At 66.7% G+C, this 19067-nt stretch carries 13 protein-coding genes, 1 tRNA gene, 2 rRNA genes and 1 other RNA gene (1 of these 17 only partly in view); 13 read left to right on the top strand and 4 right to left on the bottom strand.

What is annotated here, in order from left to right; all coding sequences use genetic code 11:
* Positions 1-2 precede the first annotated feature (2 nt).
* From JHW41_RS20260 to JHW41_RS20320, 13 genes are all read left to right on the top strand, one after another.
* Positions 3-1028 carry an HOASN domain-containing protein gene (locus JHW41_RS20260; protein WP_250445131.1) on the top strand — a complete coding sequence of 342 codons (1026 nt, stop codon included), beginning with the start codon at positions 3-5 and terminating at the stop codon, positions 1026-1028.
* Positions 1029-1037: 9 nt separating this feature from the next.
* Positions 1038-2057 (top strand): HOASN domain-containing protein, encoded by a 1020-nt coding sequence (locus JHW41_RS20265; RefSeq protein ID WP_250445154.1) that lies wholly within the window; start codon positions 1038-1040, stop codon positions 2055-2057.
* Between the two features lie 67 nt (positions 2058-2124).
* Positions 2125-3507: an adenylosuccinate lyase gene (gene purB, locus JHW41_RS20270; protein WP_250445156.1), complete on the top strand. Its 1383-nt coding sequence runs from the start codon at positions 2125-2127 to the stop codon at positions 3505-3507.
* A gap of 57 nt (positions 3508-3564) precedes the next feature.
* Positions 3565-5028 carry a class-II fumarase/aspartase family protein gene (locus JHW41_RS20275; protein ID WP_250445158.1) on the top strand — a complete coding sequence of 488 codons (1464 nt, stop codon included), beginning with the start codon at positions 3565-3567 and terminating at the stop codon, positions 5026-5028.
* Between the two features lie 57 nt (positions 5029-5085).
* Positions 5086-6159 carry a class I SAM-dependent methyltransferase gene (locus JHW41_RS20280; RefSeq protein ID WP_250445160.1) on the top strand — a complete coding sequence of 358 codons (1074 nt, stop codon included), beginning with the start codon at positions 5086-5088 and terminating at the stop codon, positions 6157-6159.
* Between the two features lie 383 nt (positions 6160-6542).
* Positions 6543-6764, top strand: coding sequence for a TIGR02449 family protein (locus tag JHW41_RS20285; RefSeq protein ID WP_057946370.1), 222 nt, complete (start codon positions 6543-6545; stop codon positions 6762-6764).
* A gap of 53 nt (positions 6765-6817) precedes the next feature.
* Complete coding sequence (locus tag JHW41_RS20290; RefSeq protein ID WP_057946369.1) at positions 6818-7123, top strand: cell division protein ZapA; 306 nt, start codon at positions 6818-6820, stop codon at positions 7121-7123.
* A 245-nt stretch (positions 7124-7368) separates the two neighbouring features.
* A non-coding RNA gene (gene ssrS / locus JHW41_RS20295) (6S RNA) lies at positions 7369-7555 on the top strand.
* Between the two features lie 108 nt (positions 7556-7663).
* Positions 7664-8257, top strand: coding sequence for a 5-formyltetrahydrofolate cyclo-ligase (locus JHW41_RS20300; protein WP_250445162.1), 594 nt, complete (start codon positions 7664-7666; stop codon positions 8255-8257).
* 55 nt (positions 8258-8312) lie between these two features.
* Positions 8313-8783, top strand: coding sequence for an EVE domain-containing protein (locus JHW41_RS20305; RefSeq protein WP_057946367.1), 471 nt, complete (start codon positions 8313-8315; stop codon positions 8781-8783).
* 115 nt (positions 8784-8898) lie between these two features.
* Positions 8899-9561 (top strand): ribose-5-phosphate isomerase RpiA, encoded by a 663-nt coding sequence (rpiA, locus tag JHW41_RS20310; protein WP_250445171.1) that lies wholly within the window; start codon positions 8899-8901, stop codon positions 9559-9561.
* Between the two features lie 339 nt (positions 9562-9900).
* Positions 9901-10971 (top strand): ATP-binding protein, encoded by a 1071-nt coding sequence (locus tag JHW41_RS20315; protein WP_250445173.1) that lies wholly within the window; start codon positions 9901-9903, stop codon positions 10969-10971.
* Between the two features lie 300 nt (positions 10972-11271).
* Positions 11272-12849, top strand: coding sequence for a DNA polymerase Y family protein (locus tag JHW41_RS20320; protein ID WP_250445175.1), 1578 nt, complete (start codon positions 11272-11274; stop codon positions 12847-12849).
* Between the two features lie 242 nt (positions 12850-13091).
* Here the strand turns inward: JHW41_RS20320 and JHW41_RS20325 are convergent, their stop codons facing one another.
* The 4 genes from JHW41_RS20325 to JHW41_RS20340 form a co-directional block, all read right to left on the bottom strand.
* Complete coding sequence (locus JHW41_RS20325) at positions 13092-14924, bottom strand: ABC transporter ATP-binding protein (RefSeq protein ID WP_250451140.1); 1833 nt, start codon at positions 14922-14924, stop codon at positions 13092-13094.
* A gap of 708 nt (positions 14925-15632) precedes the next feature.
* A 5S ribosomal RNA gene (gene rrf / locus JHW41_RS20330) occupies positions 15633-15747 on the bottom strand.
* Positions 15748-15915: 168 nt separating this feature from the next.
* Positions 15916-18779 (bottom strand): 23S ribosomal RNA (locus JHW41_RS20335).
* Between the two features lie 250 nt (positions 18780-19029).
* A tRNA-Ile gene (locus tag JHW41_RS20340) sits at positions 19030-19067 on the bottom strand; it runs 39 nt beyond the window's last position.

Raw genomic sequence — 19067 nt, forward strand, 5'->3', positions numbered from 1 at the left:
ACATGAGCGCCACCCGCATGATCCTCGACGACACTCACGCCGCCGTACCGCAACCGCCGTCCGCGCCGCACTCGGCCCTGGCCGCGGCGCCCGAATCGCTCATCCAGGCACTGCGTCCGGACGCGTCCTACGCGCAACTCGCGCTCGCCGCCGACGAACTGCTGGCGCTGACCCGCCGCGGCCTGGCCGGCGACTCCGCGGCCTACGCGCAGTACCAGTCGATCCTGCTCGACCTGCACCTGCCGGCCGATCCGGCCAGCGAGCCGACCCGGCGCTGGCTCGCCAGCCAGGTCTATCGGGTCGAAGACGAATTCGCCCCCGCGCTGCCCGACTTCCAGCCGGTGCCGGTGGAACAGTTCCGCGCCGCCATCGACGCCGAAATCGAATCGCGCACCCGCGTGCGCCACCCGATGTCGCAATACCTGTTCCAGGGCCAACCCTCCGAGCGGGACGTGCGCTTCTTCCTCGAGCACCACTGGATCCGCTCGTACAACTTCTACAGCCTGCTGGCCGAGCTGGCGTTCCGCTTCGAGGACATCCGCGACGCCTCGGTGTTCTACCGCAACCTCTACGGCGAAGCCGGCGCGGAAACGCCCGATCGCTCGCATCCGGCGCTGCTCTCGCACCTGATGACCCACTTCGATATCCCGCTGCGGATCGACTTCGCCGCGCTGCACCCGCTGGAAAAGGCCTACCTCAACAACCGCATCCGCTGCGTGCGCCACACCGACGTGGCCTGGGGCCTGTCGCTGCTGTACGCGGTCGAATCGGTCAGCTGCGTCAACCACCTGCGCATCTACGAGCTGCTGCAGCGCATGGGCGTGCCCGAGGGACCGAGCGAGTTCCACCGCCTGCACGGCACCCAGGACGAGATCGACACCGAGGAGATGTGGGAGCTGATCGCCAAGTACGCGCAAAGCGAAACCTTCCAGCGCACCTTCATGCAGTCGCTGGCCCGCCACTTCGACATCAACCGCGCCTACTTCGATCTGCTGTGGCGCCAGATGCAAGGCCCCTCCTTCCACTGAGCCCACGCCATGAACGCAGTCATGAACGCCACCATGCCCGCCAGCGTCGCCCCGAATCATTCGCTGCCCCAGCTCGACTCGCTGCAGAGCAACCGCGCCCGCATCCTGGCCCGCGCCCTGCATCCCGAGGCGCCGTACGCGCACCTGCAGACCGCCGGCAAGACCTTGTCGGAACTGGCCGAAAGCGCGCTCAAGGGCGACCGCGACGCGCACCACGAATACCAGAAGCTGCTGTACATCCTCTCGCTCAGCGACGACACCGGCACCGCGCTGACCCGGCGCTGGCTGTCCAACGAGGGCTACCGCGTCGAGGAGCGCCACATCCCCGCGGCCGACGTGCCGCACGCGCTGTCGGAAGCCGAGTTCCTCGCCCGCATCGAGCGGGAAGTCGCGGCGCGCTCGCGCGAGAAGCACCCGATGTCGGAATACATCTTCGAAGGCCGCGCCAGCCGCGCGCAGCTGCAGGTGTTCCTGCGCCGGCAGTGGTTCCGCACCTTCCGCCTGTACCGCGACGCCGCCGACTTGCTGGTCAACCTGGTCGACGTCGACGAAGCCGCCGCGCTGGGCCGCTATCTCTACGGCGAACTCGGCGAAGAGAGCGAACAAGGCTCGCACCCGCGCCTGCTCGCCAAGCTGCTGCGCGCGATCGGCCTGGACGCCGATTTCCAGGCGGTCAGCACCCTGCCGGAAGAGATCGCCTACCTCAACAACCGCGTGCGCAGCTTCCGCAACCCGGACGTGGGCTGGGGCCTGGCGGTGTTCTACATCACCGAGATCGTCGTGCCGGGCAACCACGAGAAGCTGTACAAGGCGCTGCTCAAGGCCGGCCTCAGCGAAGACGAGGCCGAGTACTACCGCATCCACGTCAGCCTGGTGCCGCCGCGGGCCAAGCGCGAGTGGTCTCTGATCGCCAAGCGGCTGCCCGACCACGCCTTCCAGAAGTCGTTCCTGACCTCGCTGGCACAGCACTTCCGGGTCGAGCGCGCGTACTACGACGCGGTCTGGGACGAGATGCGCGCCGTGCAGTAAGCCCGCCGCCACCCGCCAGCCTCTCACGAGCCAGCCCCTTACAAGCCAGCCAGCCGAGCCCGCCGCCATGCCCAGCCACGTCACCGAATCGCGCCTCTACGGCGGCGTCTACTCCGCGCCGGAGTTCGCCGCGGTGTTCTGCGACCGCAACCAGCTGCGCCAGTGGCTGGAAGTCGAGCGCGCGCTGGCGCTGACCCAGGCCGAGATGGGGCTGATCCCGGCGCAGGCGGCGCGGGAAATCGACCGCGCCGCCTGCGCCGAACAGTTCGACCTGGTCGCGCTGGGCCAGGAAAACCGCCGCACCGGCCACATCCTGGTGCCGACCATCCGCGCCCTGGCCGAACGCTGCGGCGGCGGCTGGGGCGAGTACGTGCATTACGGCGTGACCACCCAGGACATCCTCGACACCGGCCTGATGCTGCAGATCAAGCAGGCCTGGGCGCTGACCCTGGCGCGGCTGCGTTCGATCCGCGAACACCTGCTGGCGCTGGCGCGCGCGCACCGCAGCACGCCGATGGTCGCGCGCACCCACGGCCAGCAGGCGCTGCCGACCACGTTCGGCTACAAGGTCGCGGTGTGGATCGACGAGATCGACCGCCACCTGCAGCGCTTCGACGAAACGCACGAACGGGTCATGGTCGGCAACCTCACCGGCGCGGTCGGCACAATGGCCGCGTTCGGCGCGCACGGCTTCGAACTGCAACGGCGCACCCTGGCCCGGCTCGGCCTGGGCGCGCCGCGCACCAGCTGGCACTGCGCGCGCGACCGCATCCTCGACGTCGCCGGGCTGCTGGTGCAGGTCGCGGTCACGATCGGGCGCATCGCCAACGAGGTCTACCACCTGCAGCGCACCGAGATCGACGAAGTCCGCGAGGGCGCGCCGGCCGGCAAGATCGGCAGCAGCACCATGCCGCACAAGCAGAACCCCTCGACCATCGACCTGATCAGCGCGCTGTCGCGGATGATCCGCGCGCAGATGCTGGCGCTCACCGACGCCGCGTTCCACCAGCACGAACGCGACGGCACCGCGTGGCGGATCGAATGGGCGGCGCTGCCGGAAATCTTCGTCTACGCCGGCGCGCTGCTGGCGCGCATGGACGAAGTGCTCGCGGCCGGCCTGGAGATCCGGGTCGAACGCATGCGCAGCAACCTCGACCTGCTCGGCGGCCGGCTGCTGTCGGAGCGGGTGATGCTGGCGCTGGGCGAGCGGGTCGGCAAGCAGACCGCGCACGAACTGGTCCACGAAGCCTCCATGCACGCGCGCCACGGCGACCTGCCGTTCCGCGATGCGCTGCTCGGCGACGCGCGCATCCGCGGCGCGTTCGCCGCGCAGGCGCTGGAGGACCTGCTCGATCCGGTGACCTACGTAGGACTGGCCGCCGACATGGTCGACCTGGTCGCCGGCGACGGCGCGCACGACACATCGGGCGCAACCGCGTCCGGGCACTGAACGCAACATCGCAACCGCAAGCGTTTCCACCCCGCCACCGAGAACGGAAGGAATGCGATGGAACCCCAGACCCTGGTCCAAATCCCGCTGCCGCCGCCCGCGGCGTTCACCGCCTCGGCCCATTGCGCCGACGGCCACACCCACGCGCTCGCCGATTGCCGGCACGAGCACAGCCACGTACTCGATTCCAAGACCCACGGCGGCGGCTACGCCCACGCCGCCACCCGCGCGATCTTCTGCAGCCGTTGCCGCCTGCAGCGCTGGCTCGACGTGGAAGCCGCGCTGGCCATGGCCCAGGCCGACGTCGGCATGATCCCGCGCGCGGCCGCGCTGGAAATCCAGCGCCGCGCGGTGCTGCCGGCGATGGACCTGGAACGCATCGCCGAAGGCGTGGCCCGCACCGGCCACTCGCTGATGCCTTTGCTGCACGCGCTGCAGGACGCCTGCAGCCCCGACGCGCGCGAGTTCGTCCACTACGGCGCCACCACCCAGGACATCCAGGACACCGCGCAATCGCTGGAACTGCGCGACGTGCTCGACACGCTCGACGAAGCGCTCGACGGCCTGCTGCTGCGGCTGTCGGCGCTGGCCGACCGCCACCGCAACTCGGTGATGGTCGCGCGCACCCATTCGATCCCGGCGCTGCCGACCACCTTCGGGCTCAAGGTCGCCGGCTGGATCGACGAACTGCTGCGCCACCGCGACCGCCTGCGCCAGGCGCGCCAGCGGGTGCTGGTGGTGCAGCTGTTCGGCGGCGTCGGCACCATGGCCGCGTTCGGGCCCAAGGCGATGCCGCTGCTGGAAGCGTTCGCGCGCCGGCTCGGCCTGGACGTGCCGCTGGCCGGCTGGCACGTGGCGCGCGACCGCGTCGCCGAATTCGTCAGCACCCTGGCGATGATGACCGCGACCCTGGCGCGCGCGGCCGACGAGATCCGCACCCTCAACCGCTGGGAGATCGGCGAGGTCGAGGTCGGCTGGAACGAGCACCAGATCGGCAGCAGCACCATGCCGCACAAGCGCAATCCCGAGGGCTGCGAGCAGGTGGTGGTGATGGCGCGGCTGGCCAAGGCCCAGGTCGCGCTGGCGCTGGACGCGATGATCCTGGAACACGAGCGCGACTACCGCGGCACCCGCCTGGAATGGTGCGCGGTCGCCGACGTCTCGCACTACGCGCTGATGGCGACCAGCCTGCTCACCGACACCGTCGCCGGCCTCACCGTCAACGCCGCGGCGATGGAGCGCAACGCGCGCGCCTTCAGCGACTCGATCTGCATGGAAGCGTTCGTGTTCGAGATGGCCGGCAAGCTCGGCAAGAGCAGCGCCTACGAAATCATCTTCGAGCTGACCCAGGCCTGCCAGCGCGACCGCGTGCCGATCCGCGAGGCGGTCGAGGCCGATCCGCGCGTGCTCGCCGCGGTCGGCGAAGGCCGGCTGGCGCGGCTGTTCGAACCGCAGGCGCACCTGGGCATGGCCGCGGCCATCGTCGACGGCGTGCTCGCCGAAGTCGGCCACCGCCGCTGAGCGCGCCGGCGCCTTCCGTTTCATTCAAGCGATCCCATCTTCGAGAGGACCACGGCAATGGCTGACGGCAACGCGATCGACACCGACAAGGTCGAGAAATTCTCGGCCCGGATCATGGAGGACTACGGCAACACCCTGCGCGGGGCGATGCTCTACATCGGCGACAAGGTCGGCCTGTTCAAGGCGCTGTGGCGCCTGGGCGCGGTGACCCAGGAGGAACTGGCGCGCGACACCGGCCTCAACGCGCGCTACCTGCGCGAGTGGCTCGGCAGCATGGTCACCGGCGGCTACCTCGACTACGAGCCGCAGACGCGGCGCTACCGCCTGCCCGACGAGTTCGCGCCGGTGCTGGCCGACGAGGACTCGCCCTACTTCGCCGGCGGCATCCTGCAGCTCAGCGTGCCGTTCGTGAGCATGGCCCCGCGCATCGCCGAGGCCTTCCGCAACGGCGGCGGCGCGCCGGAGGAGGCCTACCCGCTGGAGACCTGGCAAGGCATGGAGCGCATGACCATGCCCTGGTACAAGCACCATCTGGTGCAGCGCTGGATTCCCTCGCTCGACGGGGTCGAGGACAAGCTGCGCGCCGGCGGCACGGTCATGGACTTCGGCTGCGGCAGCGGCCTGGCCGCGATCACCATGGCCCTGGCCTATCCCAAGTCGCGCGTGGTCGGCTGCGACTTCCACCTGCCTTCGATCGAACGCGCGCGCGCGAATGCCGTAGCGGCCGGCGTCGCCGACCGGGTCAGTTTCGAAGTCGCCGATTCCGACGTCCTGGTCGGGCAGACGTTCGACTTCGTGACCACCTTCGTGGTCATCCACGACGCCGCCGACCCGCAGCAGATGCTGCGCGACCTGCGCGCGGCGACCGCCGACGACGGCACCTACCTGATGGTCGAGCTCAACCTGTCGGAGGAACTGCACGAGAACATGAACCTGTTCGGCCGGGTCATGTATCCGCAGAGCACGCTGTACTGCATGACCTGCTCGCTGTCGCACGACGGCGCCGGGCTGGGCGCGTTCATGGGCGAGAAGCGCGCCCGCGCCATGGCCAGCGAGGCCGGATTCGGCCGTTTCCGCAAAGTGCCGTCGGAGCGGCCGCCGCTGCCGGCGTTGTTCGAACTGCGGCCCTGAGCCGGGCGGGGACGGGCGCGCCCGTCCCGAGCCTGTAAGGTCTGCGCCGGGCTCGCCCCGAGCCTGCCCGGCCGCGACGCCGCGGGCCACGGCCGGTCCCGGCACGCGCCTTCGCGTTACAGGACCGCCGCGCGGCCGGCCTCGCCACGCCGGCTGCGCGGTGGTCCGCCCCTACGCCAACCGCGGCGCGGGGGCGGATCGGATGCGGGCCGTCTCCCGCAACCCGCTCGCGACGAGCCGCATCGTCGCTGAATACGGCAGGCAGACAGGTCCTGCCCTGCGCCGCGCGCCACGCCGCGCCGGATATCCGCTTCTGCAACCGCGGCGCAACCGGCCGCGCGTCCGCCTTGACCACCCCCGCCCGCTCCTGCCATCGTGCCGGGATGGATCGCGCCGAACTGATCGCCGAACTGCAAGCCGTGCTCGCCCGGGTCGATGAACTCGGCGACCGCGTGCGCCGGCTCAGCGACGAGAACCGCAGCCTGCGCCAGCAGCAGGAGCAACTGGTCGGCGAACGTTCGGCCCTGCTGGCCAAGAACGAACAGGCGCGCACCCGCGTCGAAGCCATGATCGCCCGGCTCAAGTCGCTGGAGCAGCACACCTGAGCACGTCCCCGCCGCACACGCAGTCCCCCGAACTCGCCCATGAGCCTGCCCGCATGAGTACGACGAGCGAAGCCGTCAGCATCCGCCTGCTCGACCGCGAGTACACGGTCGGCTGCGAGCCCAACGAACGCGAAGACCTGCTCGCCGCCGCGCGCATGCTCGACGGCAAGATGCGCGAGATCCGCGGCGGCAACCGCATGGCCGCGCTCGACCGCGTCGCGGTGCTGGCCGCGCTCAACTTCGCCCACGAACTGCAGCAGCTGCGCGGCGAAAGCGGCGGCCGCGAACGCGAGCTGGCGCGCACCCTCGACGACCTGCACCGCAAGCTCGACAGCCTGTTCGACGCGGCCTCGCGCTGAAGCGGTCCGCCGCCGCATCGTCTCGGCAACGCGACGGCGACGACGCCCGGCCGATCGCGCGCCGCGAACCGGTACGACGCGCACATCGCGACATCGTTCTCGTTAACGGAAACCGCGCGCGCACGCTGCGACGCGGCGCGACGCGCGTCACGCCGCGCCCCGTTCATGCCGCGCGACGACGAACGCATGAACCATCGCCGACGAGCGGATTCGCCTGCCGGCATGCGCGCGCTATACTGCGCGCACGTCCTCTGCTGTGCGCGACGGCGTGCGCAAACATTCGCCTTGTCCCTTAATGACGACACCGGGGACGCGCCGGAAGCCTGGAGTGCAGGTCCGCCTCGCAGCGGGAAGCCCGAAGGCGTCCAAGCGTTCCCACTTGAACCCCGGGTTCAAGGTCGTTTCGCAAGCATCGCCATTGGCGGAGGACTACTTTTCCCGGAACGGGCGCGACGTCACCCCAGGTGATTTCGCGCCCGTTTCCTTATGTACGCGGGCCCGCCCTCGCCCCGCACCCACCATGCCGAGCCCCCCGACCGCATGACGGACGACCGCACCACCCTGCGCCGCGAACTGCGCGCGCGCCGCCGCAACCTGCCCGCCGCCGCCCGCATCGGCGGCGCCGAGGCGCTCGCCGCGCAACTGCTCGCGCTGCCGTTCGCGCCGCCGTCGGGCTACGTCGCCGGCTACTGGGCCATGGACGGCGAAATCGCCCTGCACGCCTGGCAGCTGCGCCTGCCGCGCGATTGCGTCTACTGCCTGCCGGTGCTGCACGCCGACCAGCGCCTGCGTTTCGCGCCGTGGCGCCCGGGCGACGCCTTGGTCGCCAACCGGTTCGGCATCCCCGAGCCGGCGCTGGCGCCCGAATCGCTGCTCGAACCCGAGCAGATGAGCCTGATCGTGCTGCCGCTGGTCGGATTCGACGGCCGCGGCCACCGGCTCGGCATGGGCGGCGGCTGGTACGATCGCAGCCTCGCCTTCCGCCAACGCCGCCCCGCCCCGCCCTGGCTGGTCGGCGCCGGCTTCGAACTGCAGCGCGTCGAGCGCCTCGACGCCGCCGACTGGGATGTCGCGCTGGACGCCGTGTGCACCGAAGCCGGCACCGTGGACTGCCGCTCCGCGCTGTACGTCTGATATCCCCCAACCGCGATGCGACTGCCCCCGCATCCGAACCTTGCGAGCCCCCCGCATGACCGCACGACGCCGCTACTGGCTGATGAAGTCCGAACCGGACACCTTCTCCATCGACGATCTTGAACGCGTACGCACCGAGCCATGGAACGGCGTGCGCAACTACCAGGCCCGCAACTACATGCGCGACGGCATGAAGGTGGGCGACGGCGTTCTGTTCTATCACTCCAACACCGCGGTGCCCGGCATCGTCGGCATCGCCACCATCGCCGCCGAGGCGTATCCGGATCCGACCCAGTTCGATCCCAAGTCCGACTACCACGATCCCAAGAGCACCCGCGAGGACCCGCGCTGGCTGTTGGTGGACGTGGCGTTCGAACGCAAGCTCTCGCGCACCATCGCGCTCGACGAGATCAAGGCCCGCGCCGACGAACTCGGCGAGGATTTCGCCCTGACCCGCCGCGGCAACCGACTCTCGGTGCTGCCGGTGTCGGCGGCGCAATGGAAGCTGTTGCTGGCGATGGAGTGATGTCGCCGGGAGCGGGGCATCGGCAACGGAGATTCGCGACAGCGGCTCCCGCGTTTCCCGATGCCCTGCTGCCCATTCCCTGTTCCCGTACCCAACCACCACACCCTGGACGAACATGAGCGAAACCAAGCGCCTGGCAGCCGAAAAAGCCATCGACTACATCGAAGACGGCATGATCGTCGGCGTCGGCACCGGCTCCACCGTCGCCTATTTCATCCAGGCCCTGGGCCGGATCAAGGAGCGCATCAAGGGCGCGGTGTCCAGCTCGGAACAGAGCACGGCGCTGCTGCGCGAACTCGGCATCGAGGTGCTCGACCTCAACAGCGCCGGCCAGTTGTCGCTGTACGTCGACGGCGCCGACGAGTGCGATCCGAACAAGTGCCTGATCAAGGGCGGCGGCGCCGCGCTGACCCGCGAGAAAATCATCGCCGAGGCCAGCGCCAAGTTCGTCTGCATCGTCGACCCGTCCAAGCAGGTCAAGGTGCTCGGCAAGTTCCCGCTGCCGGTGGAAGTGATCCCGATGGCGCGCAGCCTGGTCGCGCGCCAGATCGTGGCGATCACCGGCGGCCAGCCGGTGTGGCGCCAGGATGCGGCCGGCAACGGCGTGGTCACCGACAACGGCAACGTCATCCTCGACATCCACAACCTGGCCATCACCGAGCCGGTCAAGCTGGAAAACGCGCTCAACCAGATCCCGGGCGTGGTCGCGGTCGGCCTGTTCGCGCGACGCAAGGCGGACGTCGTCATCGTCGGCGGCGAGCCGCCGGTGGTGCTGTAAGTTTCCGCGGCGGCCGCTGTCGGCCGCGGATCGGATCGCGCCCGGCCGCCTGCGGCCGGGCTGACGATCGGGTTTCATCGCTCGCGGCCGGATGGCCGGTGTGGTTTCGCCGCCCTACGCCGGACAAACGGGCGCGTTGCGCCGCTCGTCGAGGCGGCGTCGATAGAACGCCTCCCGCCGGCTGCACGACCCGCTCCGTTCGTCGCTTCCGAACGGACACCCGGTTCCCTCCGGCCCCCTGCGGCCGGACAATGCGCGCGCCCGCCGTCTCCGGCCGGCGCGTTCCAGTCGCGGCAACGGACGCCGCGCCCCCAACCCGGGCGGCTCGCCCACATCATCATGAGTACCGACCACTCGCCTTACGGCGCTGTCTTCAATCATCAGCTCTGGGACCTGTCCTCGCTGATCCTCAACACCCGCCTCGCCGCCGCGCTCGACCGCGGCGTCGCCCGCTACCCGATCCACCGCTCGCTGCGCCTGGCCGCGCGCACCCACGTCGACGCCATGTTCGACGACCTCGCGACCCAGCTCGGCCTGAGCGCGCACCGCCCCAGCGGCCGCAACCTGCTGCTCGACGGCGAAGGCGTGTTCGTCGATGCCCGCGCCGGCAGCAAGGCCGACTATTGTTCGTTCTATTTCGGCATCTGGGCCGACTCGGTCGAACGCGCCGAAGCGGTCCTGCAAGCCGTGCAGGCGCGCATCGAACCGGTGCGGATCCGCGAGCCGATGTTCTCCATCGACTGGAACTTCCTCAGCGGCAACGGCGAATTGCAAAGCGCCAGCATCGAAGAGCTCGCCGACGACGTGCTGCTCGACGAGGCCTACCCCGAAATCGGCGACGTCGCCGGCTTCATCGACCGCTACCTGCGCGCCAAGGAAACCGTGCTGGTGCTGCAGGGCCGGCCCGGCACCGGCAAGACCCGGTTGATCCGCGCCATCCTCGGCGAGATCTCGCGCCGCAACGAAGGCAGCGCGCAGGCGCTGTACACCGGCGACAAGAAAGCGCTGGAGTGCGACGAGATCTACGTCAAGTTCATCACCGGCGACGACCACGCCTTCGTCGTCGAGGACGCCGACCACCTGCTGCGCCCGCGCGCCGAAGGCAACGAGCACCTGCACCGCTTCCTCGCCATCGCCGACGGCGTGGTGCGCGCGCAGGGCCGCAAGATCGTCTTCTCGACCAACCTGCCGAATGTCGGCGACCTCGACGATGCGCTGGTGCGGCCAGGCCGTTGCTTCGCCCACGTCGACGTGCGCGAACTGCGGCTCGACGAAGCCGCGGTGCTGATCCGGCGCCTGGCCGGCGAACGCGGCCTGGACGCCGACGCCGCCATCGCCGCGATCGCCGGCAGCGGCAATCGCAGCCACTCGCTCGCTGCGATCTATCAGGCCGTCGACCGACTGAAGTGAGCCCCTCGCGGGCGGCCCAGCGCGGCCGCCCGCCTCTGGCTTGACCGCGATTTCCTGCGTGTAGGAGCGGCGCAAGCCGCGACCGCGAAGCCGCACATACGACGCAAGCGCGATGTCGCGGTCGCGTCTGGCACCGTACCCAACGCCGCGCCATTCATCCACCGCGGTACAACCCGCAACCCGTTGAAATGGAAACGAATCTCGTCACCTGAGACTGAAGCTGCGGAAGATGAACAACCGCCGCGCTGCGCCATCCGCCGCACAGCGCGATACTGACGTCCCCAGCATGGCCCCGCCGCCGTGACCCTGCGTTGCCTGTTCGTCGACTTCAATTCCTACTTCGCCTCGGTCGAGCAGTTCGACCGCGAGGAGTTGCGCGGGCGCCCGGTCGGCGTGGTACCGGTGATGGCGGCCACCACTTGCTGCATCGCCGCCAGCCGCGAGGCCAAGGTCCACGGCGTCAAGACCGGCACGCCGGTGCGCGAGGCGCTGGAGCGCTGTCCCGACATCGTCCTGGTGCAGGCGCGGCCGGCGCGCTACGTCGAGCTGCACCATCGCCTGATCGCCGCGATCCAGGACTGCATCCCCATCGACGGCAAGCCGCTGTCGATCGACGAAGTCGCCTGCCGCCTGATCGGCCGCGAACGCGAGCGCGACAACGCCGTGGCGATCGCGCGCAGGATCAAGCGCACGCTGATCGAGCGCGGGCTGGACCCGATCCGCTGTTCGGTCGGCATCGCGCCGAACACCTTCCTGGCCAAGACCGCGTCCGACCTCGACAAGGTCGACGGCCTCACCGTGATCGAATCGACCGACCTGCCGCAGGCGCTGCATGGACTGCAGTTGCAGGACCTGTGCGGCATCGGCCCGTCGATGCTGCAGCGGCTCAACGGCGCCGGCATCGACACCGTCGCCCAGCTCACCGCCGCGCCGCGCGAACGGCTCAAGGCGATCTGGGGCGGTATCGAGGGCGAACGCTTCTGGGCGCAGTTGCGCGGCATCGAACCGCCGACGCGGCAACGCGCCGCGGTCGCCTCGGTCGGCCACTCGCACGTGCTCGACCCGCAGATGCGCAGCGCCGAGGGCATGCGCTCGGTGCTGTTCAAGCTGCTGGCGAAAGCGGCGATGCGGTTGCGCCAGGAGGGCTGCAAGGCGCGCGGGCTGAGCCTGCACGTGCGCTTCGTCGGCCGCGAACAGCGCTACAGCCGCGACCTGTCGTTCGCGCCGCTGGACGACTCGCCGACCTTGCTCAAGCTCATGGCCGATGCGCTGGAACCGCTGCTGCGCGCCGCCGCCCGCGGGCGCTGGCGGGTGGAACGGTTCCCGCCGCTGTCGGTGGCGGTGTCGCTGATCGACCTGCTGCCCAATGCCGGCGACAGCGCCGCGCTGTTTCCCGAACGCGAGCGCAACCATGCGCTCACCCGCGTGCTCGACCAGGTCAACCGGCGCTACGGCAACAACCGCCTGTACTTCGGCGCGATGCAGGACGCGCTGGCGCAGGGCGCCGCGCCGATGCGCATCCCGTTCCAGCACATTCCCGACGAAGCCAGCGAAGCCGACCTCGGCGCCGCCGCCCTGGTCGCCGATCCGAGCCTGGACGAGCTCTGGCTGCAGCGCGAGCGCCAGTTCAAGGCGATGGCCGAAACGCGCACCGGCAGGAACGCGAACGCAGCGCCGCGCGGCCGGCGGCGCCGGCGCCGGCGCACCAGCCTTCCGGCGTCGGCGGTTGGGTGCGCAAGCGCCAGGGCTCGCCCGACGATGGCGGCCGCGGTACTACCGGCTCCTTGTTCTGACGAGCCGCTTGTTCTGACGGGCCGCTGGTTCCGATGGACTGGTTGCTCCGATGGGCTCCGCGTTCTGACACGCTCGCCGCTCTGACGGACTCCGCGCCCTGACCGATGGCTTAATTCCGCCCGAGCCTTGTTTCAACCGGCTCCAAGTTCCGACCGACGCCCTCCTGTAGGAGCGGCGCAAGCCGCGACCGCGACCTCGCACATACGACGCAAGCCGGAGGCCGCGCTCGCGGCTCGCCTCGCTCAAAACAAAAAGCCCTCCTCTCACAAGGGGAGGAGGGCTTGCAATCGATCGGCGCGCCCACTCCGCGCTGGCGCGGTGGAGGCTTACGCCTCCACCCCCACGAACCCGCCGGTCTGCCGCTTCCACAGTCGCGCATACAGTCCGTCGCGCGCGATCAGCTGCTCGTGCGTCCCGGTCTCGATGATGCGGCCTTTGTCCATCACCACCAGCCGATCCATGCGCGCGATGGTCGAGAGCCGATGCGCGATCGCGATCACCGTCTTGCCGGCCATCAGCGTTTCCAGGCTTTCCTGGATCGCCGCCTCGGCCTCCGAGTCCAGCGCCGAGGTCGCCTCGTCGAGGATCAGGATCGGCGCGTTCTTCAACAGCACCCGCGCGATCGCCACGCGCTGGCGCTGGCCACCCGACAGTTTCACCCCGCGCTCGCCCACCAGGGCCTCGTAGCCCACGCGGCCCTCGCCGTCGACCAGTTCCGGAATGAACTCATCCGCACGCGCCTTGCGCACCGCCTCGAGCATCTCCTCGTCGCTCGCGCCCGGTCGCCCGTACAGCAGGTTGTCGCGGATCGAACGGTGCAACAGCGAGGTGTCCTGAGTGACCACGCCGATCTGCGAACGCAGGCTTTCCTGAGTGACGCCGGCGATGTCCTGGCCGTCGACCGCGATGCGGCCGCCCTCCAGGTCGTACAGGCGCAGCAGGATGTTCATCAACGTCGACTTGCCCGCGCCCGACGGACCGACCAGGCCGATCTTTTCGCCCGGCTTGACCTGCAAGTCGAGGTCGGCGATCAGGCCGGCGTCCTTGCCGTAGTGGAAGTGCACGTTCTCGAAGCGCACCTCGCCCTGGGTCACCTGCAGCGGCTTGGCGCCGTCTCGATCGACCACGGTCAACGGCTTGGAGATCGTCTCGATGCCGTCCTGCACCGTGCCGATGTCCTCGAAGATGCCGTTCACGGTCCACATGATCCAGCCCGACATGTTGTGGATGCGGATCACCAGGCCGGTGGCCAGCGCGATCGCGCCGACCGTGATCGAGCCCTTGTGCCACAGCCACAGCGCGAGGCCGGTGGTGCCGACGATCAACAAGCCGTTGAGGGTGGTGATGCTGACGCCCATCAACGTGGTCATGCGGGTCATGTCGCGCGAGCGCTGGGTCTGCTCGACCATCGCTTCGGCCACGTATTCCTCCTCGCGCCGCGAGTGCGCGAACAGCTTCAGCGTGGCGATATTGGTGTAGCCGTCGACGATGCGCCCCATCAGCTTGGAACGCGCGTCCGAGGCCCGCCACGAACGCAGCTTCACCCGCGGCACGAAGTAGCGCATCAAACCGATGAACAACACGATCCACACCGCCAGCGGCGCCACCAGCCAGACGTCGGCCTGGGCGAACAGGTAGATCGCCGACGCCGAGTACACGACCACGTACCAGATCGCATCGAAGGCCTGGGTGGTGGATTCGCGCAGCGACGGACCGGTCTGCATGATCCGGTTGGCGACGCGGCCCGCGAAGTCGTTCTGGAAGAAACTCAGGCTCTGCCGCAGCATGTAGCGATGGGTTTGCCAGCGCACCAGATTGGTCATGTTCGGATGCACGGTCTGGTTGAGCAACAGGTCGTGCAGGCCCAGGCAGACCGGCCGCGCGACCAGCATCACCAGCGCCATCCACAGCAGCTCGTCGCCGTGGCGGGCGAACAGCTCCGGAGCCGGCGTGGTGTTGACCAGGTCGACCACTTTGCCGAGGTAGTCGAACATCACCACCTCGACGATGGCGACGAAGAAACCGACTACGGTCAGGATCACGAAGATCGGCCAGGCCTGACGGATGAAGTGCCAATAAAACCCCGCGACCGAACGCGGCGGCATCTGCGCCGGCGCTGGACGGAACGGGTCGATCAACGATTCGAACCAACGAAAAATCATCATGGCGTTGTGCCTTGTTTGAGCGTGTCCATGCGAGGCGTGGCCGATCGGGCGCGGCCTGCGCTGGAACTGGAACGACTCCCGCCGCAGCGCCGATCCCGCGACGCGCCGGAACCGGCGCGGACGCGCGACGCATGCGAGCGAACAGGCGCCCGATGGGCGCCGGACGAGTAACGGGAGTGGGAGGCGGACGTGCGCGAGCGATCCAGGGCCACAGCGGCCTGGAACGAACAGCGGTCAGCCAAACGCAGCCCGGCGCGGATCCGAAACGAGCGGATCCCGGGCTGGGTACACCGACTTAACGGTGACGGACCTTGCCGGTGATTGTGAACTTCATCTTTCGCCTCTCCTTTCGACGGAGCCGATCCCGGAGCGTCATCGCGCGGCGGGCGTCGGCGGCGCGGCCAAGCCCCGTCGGGGGCGATATGGCCGGCAAACTGCGACCGGCGCGATGCCGGTGACCTGCAGCCCGGCGAGTTTAACCGCAGTCGGCGGCCCGAGTGTGCAGCACGGCTGAATGTCCGCGTTTCTTTTTGTAGCGATCGAGCGCTTGCGGTAGCAGTCGACGTGCGACGCGGTCTACGGCCCCGTGGCCCGATACAGGCGCGTGCGCTGCAGAAACTCTCGGGGCGCAGCCGTCGATGATGTTTTCGTGGTGCAAAAGAAGAAGGCCGGATCCTTGGGATCCGGCCTTCTGGGAAAAGCCCCTGGCGATGACCTACTCTTGCATGGCTTAAGCCACACTACCATCGGCGCATGTGCGTTTCACTTCCGAGTTCGGGATGGGATCGGGTGGTTCCACACAGCTATTATCACCAGGGAGAGGGTGGAGGGTCGCAGGTCTCGATGGATTGAGTTGCGCTCACGCTCACGTGGGTTTGCTTTCAACGGAATGGTACCCGTTGTCGGCGAATAGATTGGAATGTAGCGAGTCAGTGTTGGATTGGAGTGTCGACGCGTCGTCGAGTCCAAGGCCACTTGAGGTTATATGGTCAAGCCACACGGATCATTAGTACAGGTTAGCTCAATGCGTTGCCGCACTTACACACCCTGCCTATCAACCACCTAGTCTTGATGGTTCCTTTAGGGGAGTCGAGCTCCCGGGAGATCTCATCTTGAGGCGCGCTTCCCGCTTAGATGCTTTCAGCGGTTATCGCTTCCGAACATAGCTACCCGGCAGTGCCACTGGCGTGACAACCGGAACACCAGAGGTTCGTCCACTCCGGTCCTCTCGTACTAGGAGCAGCCCCTCTCAAATCTCCAACGCCCACGACAGATAGGGACCGAACTGTCTCACGACGTTCTGAACCCAGCTCGCGTACCACTTTAAATGGCGAACAGCCATACCCTTGGGACCGACTACAGCCCCAGGATGTGATGAGCCGACATCGAGGTGCCAAACACCGCCGTCGATATGAACTCTTGGGCGGTATCAGCCTGTTATCCCCGGAGTACCTTTTATCCGTTGAGCGATGGCCCTTCCATACAGAACCACCGGATCACTAAGACCTACTTTCGTACCTGCTTGATCCGTCGATCTTGCAGTCAAGCACGCTTATGCCTTTGCACACAGTGCGCGATGTCCGACCGCGCTGAGCGTACCTTCGTGCTCCTCCGTTACACTTTGGGAGGAGACCGCCCCAGTCAAACTACCCACCATACATGGTCCCCGACCCGGATAACGGGCCCAGGTTAGAACGTCAAGCACGACAGGGTGGTATTTCAAGGATGGCTCCACTGCAGCTAGCGCCACAGTTTCATAGCCTCCCACCTATCCTACACAGACGAACTCAACGTTCAATGTAAAGCTATAGTAAAGGTTCACGGGGTCTTTCCGTCTTGCCGCGGGAACGCTGCATCTTCACAGCGATTTCAATTTCACTGAGTCTCGGGTGGAGACAGCGCCGCTGTCGTTACGCCATTCGTGCAGGTCGGAACTTACCCGACAAGGAATTTCGCTACCTTAGGACCGTTATAGTTACGGCCGCCGTTTACTGGGGCTTCGATCAAGAGCTTCGCCTTGCGGCTAACCCCATCAATTAACCTTCCAGCACCGGGCAGGCGTCACACCCTATACGTCCACTTTCGTGTTTGCAGAGTGCTGTGTTTTTGATAAACAGTCGCAGCGGCCTGGTCACTGCGGCCCCCCTCAGCTATTAACCATGGAGGGCGCACCTTCTCCCGAAGTTACGGTGCTATTTTGCCTAGTTCCTTCACCCGAGTTCTCTCAAGCGCCTGAGAATTCTCATCCTGCCCACCTGTGTCGGTTTACGGTACGGTCTGCGTAAGCTGAAGCTTAGGAGCTTTTCCTGGAAGCGTGATATCAGCAGCCTAGCCCTAATGGGCCGGTCCTTAGTCTCAACGTTGCCCCCCCGGATTTGCCTAAGGGGACCGCCTCAACTCTCTCACCAGGACAACCAACGCCTGGCCTGCCTAACCTTCTCCGTCCCTCCATCGCACTTACGCGAGGTGCAGGAATATTAACCTGCTTCCCATCGACTACGCATTTCTGCCTCGCCTTAGGGGCCGACTCACCCTGCGTCGATTAACGTTGCGCAAGGAAACCTTGGGCTTTCGGCGTGCGGGCTTTTCACCCGCATTATCGTTACTCATGTCAGCATTCGCACTTCCGATACCTCCAGCAGACTTCTCAATCCACCTTCATCGGCTTACGGAACGCTCCTCTACCGCGCATACAAAGTATGCACCCCAAGCTTCGGTTCATCGCTTAGCCCCGTTAAATCTTCCGCGCAGACCGACTCGACCAGTGAGCTATTACGCTTTCTTTAAAGGGTGGCTGCTTCTAAGCCAACCTCCTGGCTGTCTGTGCCTTTCCACATCGTTCACCACTTAGCGATGAATTTGGGACCTTAGCTGTGGGTCTGGGTTGTTTCCCTTTTCACGACGGACGTTAGCACCCGCCGTGTGTCTCCCGGATAGTACGTACTGGTATTCGGAGTTTGCCATGGTTTGGTAAGTCGCAATGACCCCCTAGCCATAACAGTGCTCTACCCCCAGTAGTATTCGTCCGAGGCGCTACCTAAATAGCTTTCGAGGAGAACCAGCTATCTCCGGGTTCGATTAGCTTTTCACTCCTAATCACACCTCATCCCCTACCTTTGCAACGGGAGTGGGTTCGGGCCTCCAGTTGATGTTACTCAACCTTCACCCTGGGCATGACTAGATCACCCGGTTTCGGGTCTACTGCCCGCGACTATGCGCCCTTATCAGACTCGGTTTCCCTTCGCCTCCCCTATACGGTTAAGCTTGCCACGAACAGTAAGTCGCTGACCCATTATACAAAAGGTACGCAGTCACCCTTGCGGGCTCCTACTGCTTGTACGCACACGGTTTCAGGATCTATTTCACTCCCTTCACCAGGGTTCTTTTCGCCTTTCCCTCACGGTACTGGTTCACTATCGGTCGGTCAGGAGTATTTAGCCTTGGAGGATGGTCCCCCCATGTTCAGACAGGGTTTCTCGTGCCCCGCCCTACTCGATTTCATCGCATGAGCCCCTTCGCATACAGGGCTGTCACCTTCTACGGCGAACCTTTCCAGGTTCTTTTGCTGAAGCTCATGCAACTTAAGGGCTAGTCCCCGTTCGCTCGTCACTACTTAGGGAATCTCGGTTGATTTCTTTTCCTCCGGGTACTTAGATATTTCAGTTCTCCGGGTTCGCTTCCAGCAGCTATGTATTCACTGCAGGATACCTATTGCTAGGTGGGTTTCCCCATTCGGACATCGCGGGATCAATGCTTGTTGCCAGCTCCCCCACGCTTTTCGCAGGCTGCCACGTCCTTCATCGCCTCTGACCGCCAAGGCATCCACCGTGTGCGCTTATTCGCTTGACCATATAACCCCAAGTCGCCTCGGAGCCATAGGGTTCGGGGGTACAACGCCCGAACTCGAATATAACGACTCAATTAATAAAGTGTCTCTCGACACTCGCCTTAGCCTCTACGACACGTCTGGACATTCCGTCTCAAAACGCTCGCTACATTCCAGTTTTTCAAAGAACGCACCGCAGGCCTCAACGCCTTCGATGCTTCAAATCTTTATGTGTGTGCGCAATTCAGAGTTTTACCGCTCATTCCGTCAGGGTGGTGGGTCTGGGAGGACTCGAACCACCGGCCTCACCC

Source organism: Lysobacter enzymogenes (assembly GCF_023617245.1).
Classification (GTDB): domain Bacteria; phylum Pseudomonadota; class Gammaproteobacteria; order Xanthomonadales; family Xanthomonadaceae; genus Lysobacter; species Lysobacter yananisis.

Bases quoted from the DNA above. Each gene is read 5' to 3' on its own strand.
- JHW41_RS20260 (WP_250445131.1), top strand. From the start codon at position 3: ATGAGCGCCACCCGCATGATCCTCGACGACACTCACGCCGCCGTACCG.
- JHW41_RS20265 (WP_250445154.1), top strand. From the start codon at position 1,038: ATGAACGCAGTCATGAACGCCACCATGCCCGCCAGCGTCGCCCCGAAT.
- purB (WP_250445156.1), top strand. From the start codon at position 2,125: ATGCCCAGCCACGTCACCGAATCGCGCCTCTACGGCGGCGTCTACTCC.
- JHW41_RS20275 (WP_250445158.1), top strand. From the start codon at position 3,565: ATGGAACCCCAGACCCTGGTCCAAATCCCGCTGCCGCCGCCCGCGGCG.
- JHW41_RS20280 (WP_250445160.1), top strand. From the start codon at position 5,086: ATGGCTGACGGCAACGCGATCGACACCGACAAGGTCGAGAAATTCTCG.
- JHW41_RS20285 (WP_057946370.1), top strand. From the start codon at position 6,543: ATGGATCGCGCCGAACTGATCGCCGAACTGCAAGCCGTGCTCGCCCGG.
- JHW41_RS20290 (WP_057946369.1), top strand. From the start codon at position 6,818: ATGAGTACGACGAGCGAAGCCGTCAGCATCCGCCTGCTCGACCGCGAG.
- JHW41_RS20300 (WP_250445162.1), top strand. From the start codon at position 7,664: ATGACGGACGACCGCACCACCCTGCGCCGCGAACTGCGCGCGCGCCGC.
- JHW41_RS20305 (WP_057946367.1), top strand. From the start codon at position 8,313: ATGACCGCACGACGCCGCTACTGGCTGATGAAGTCCGAACCGGACACC.
- rpiA (WP_250445171.1), top strand. From the start codon at position 8,899: ATGAGCGAAACCAAGCGCCTGGCAGCCGAAAAAGCCATCGACTACATC.
- JHW41_RS20315 (WP_250445173.1), top strand. From the start codon at position 9,901: ATGAGTACCGACCACTCGCCTTACGGCGCTGTCTTCAATCATCAGCTC.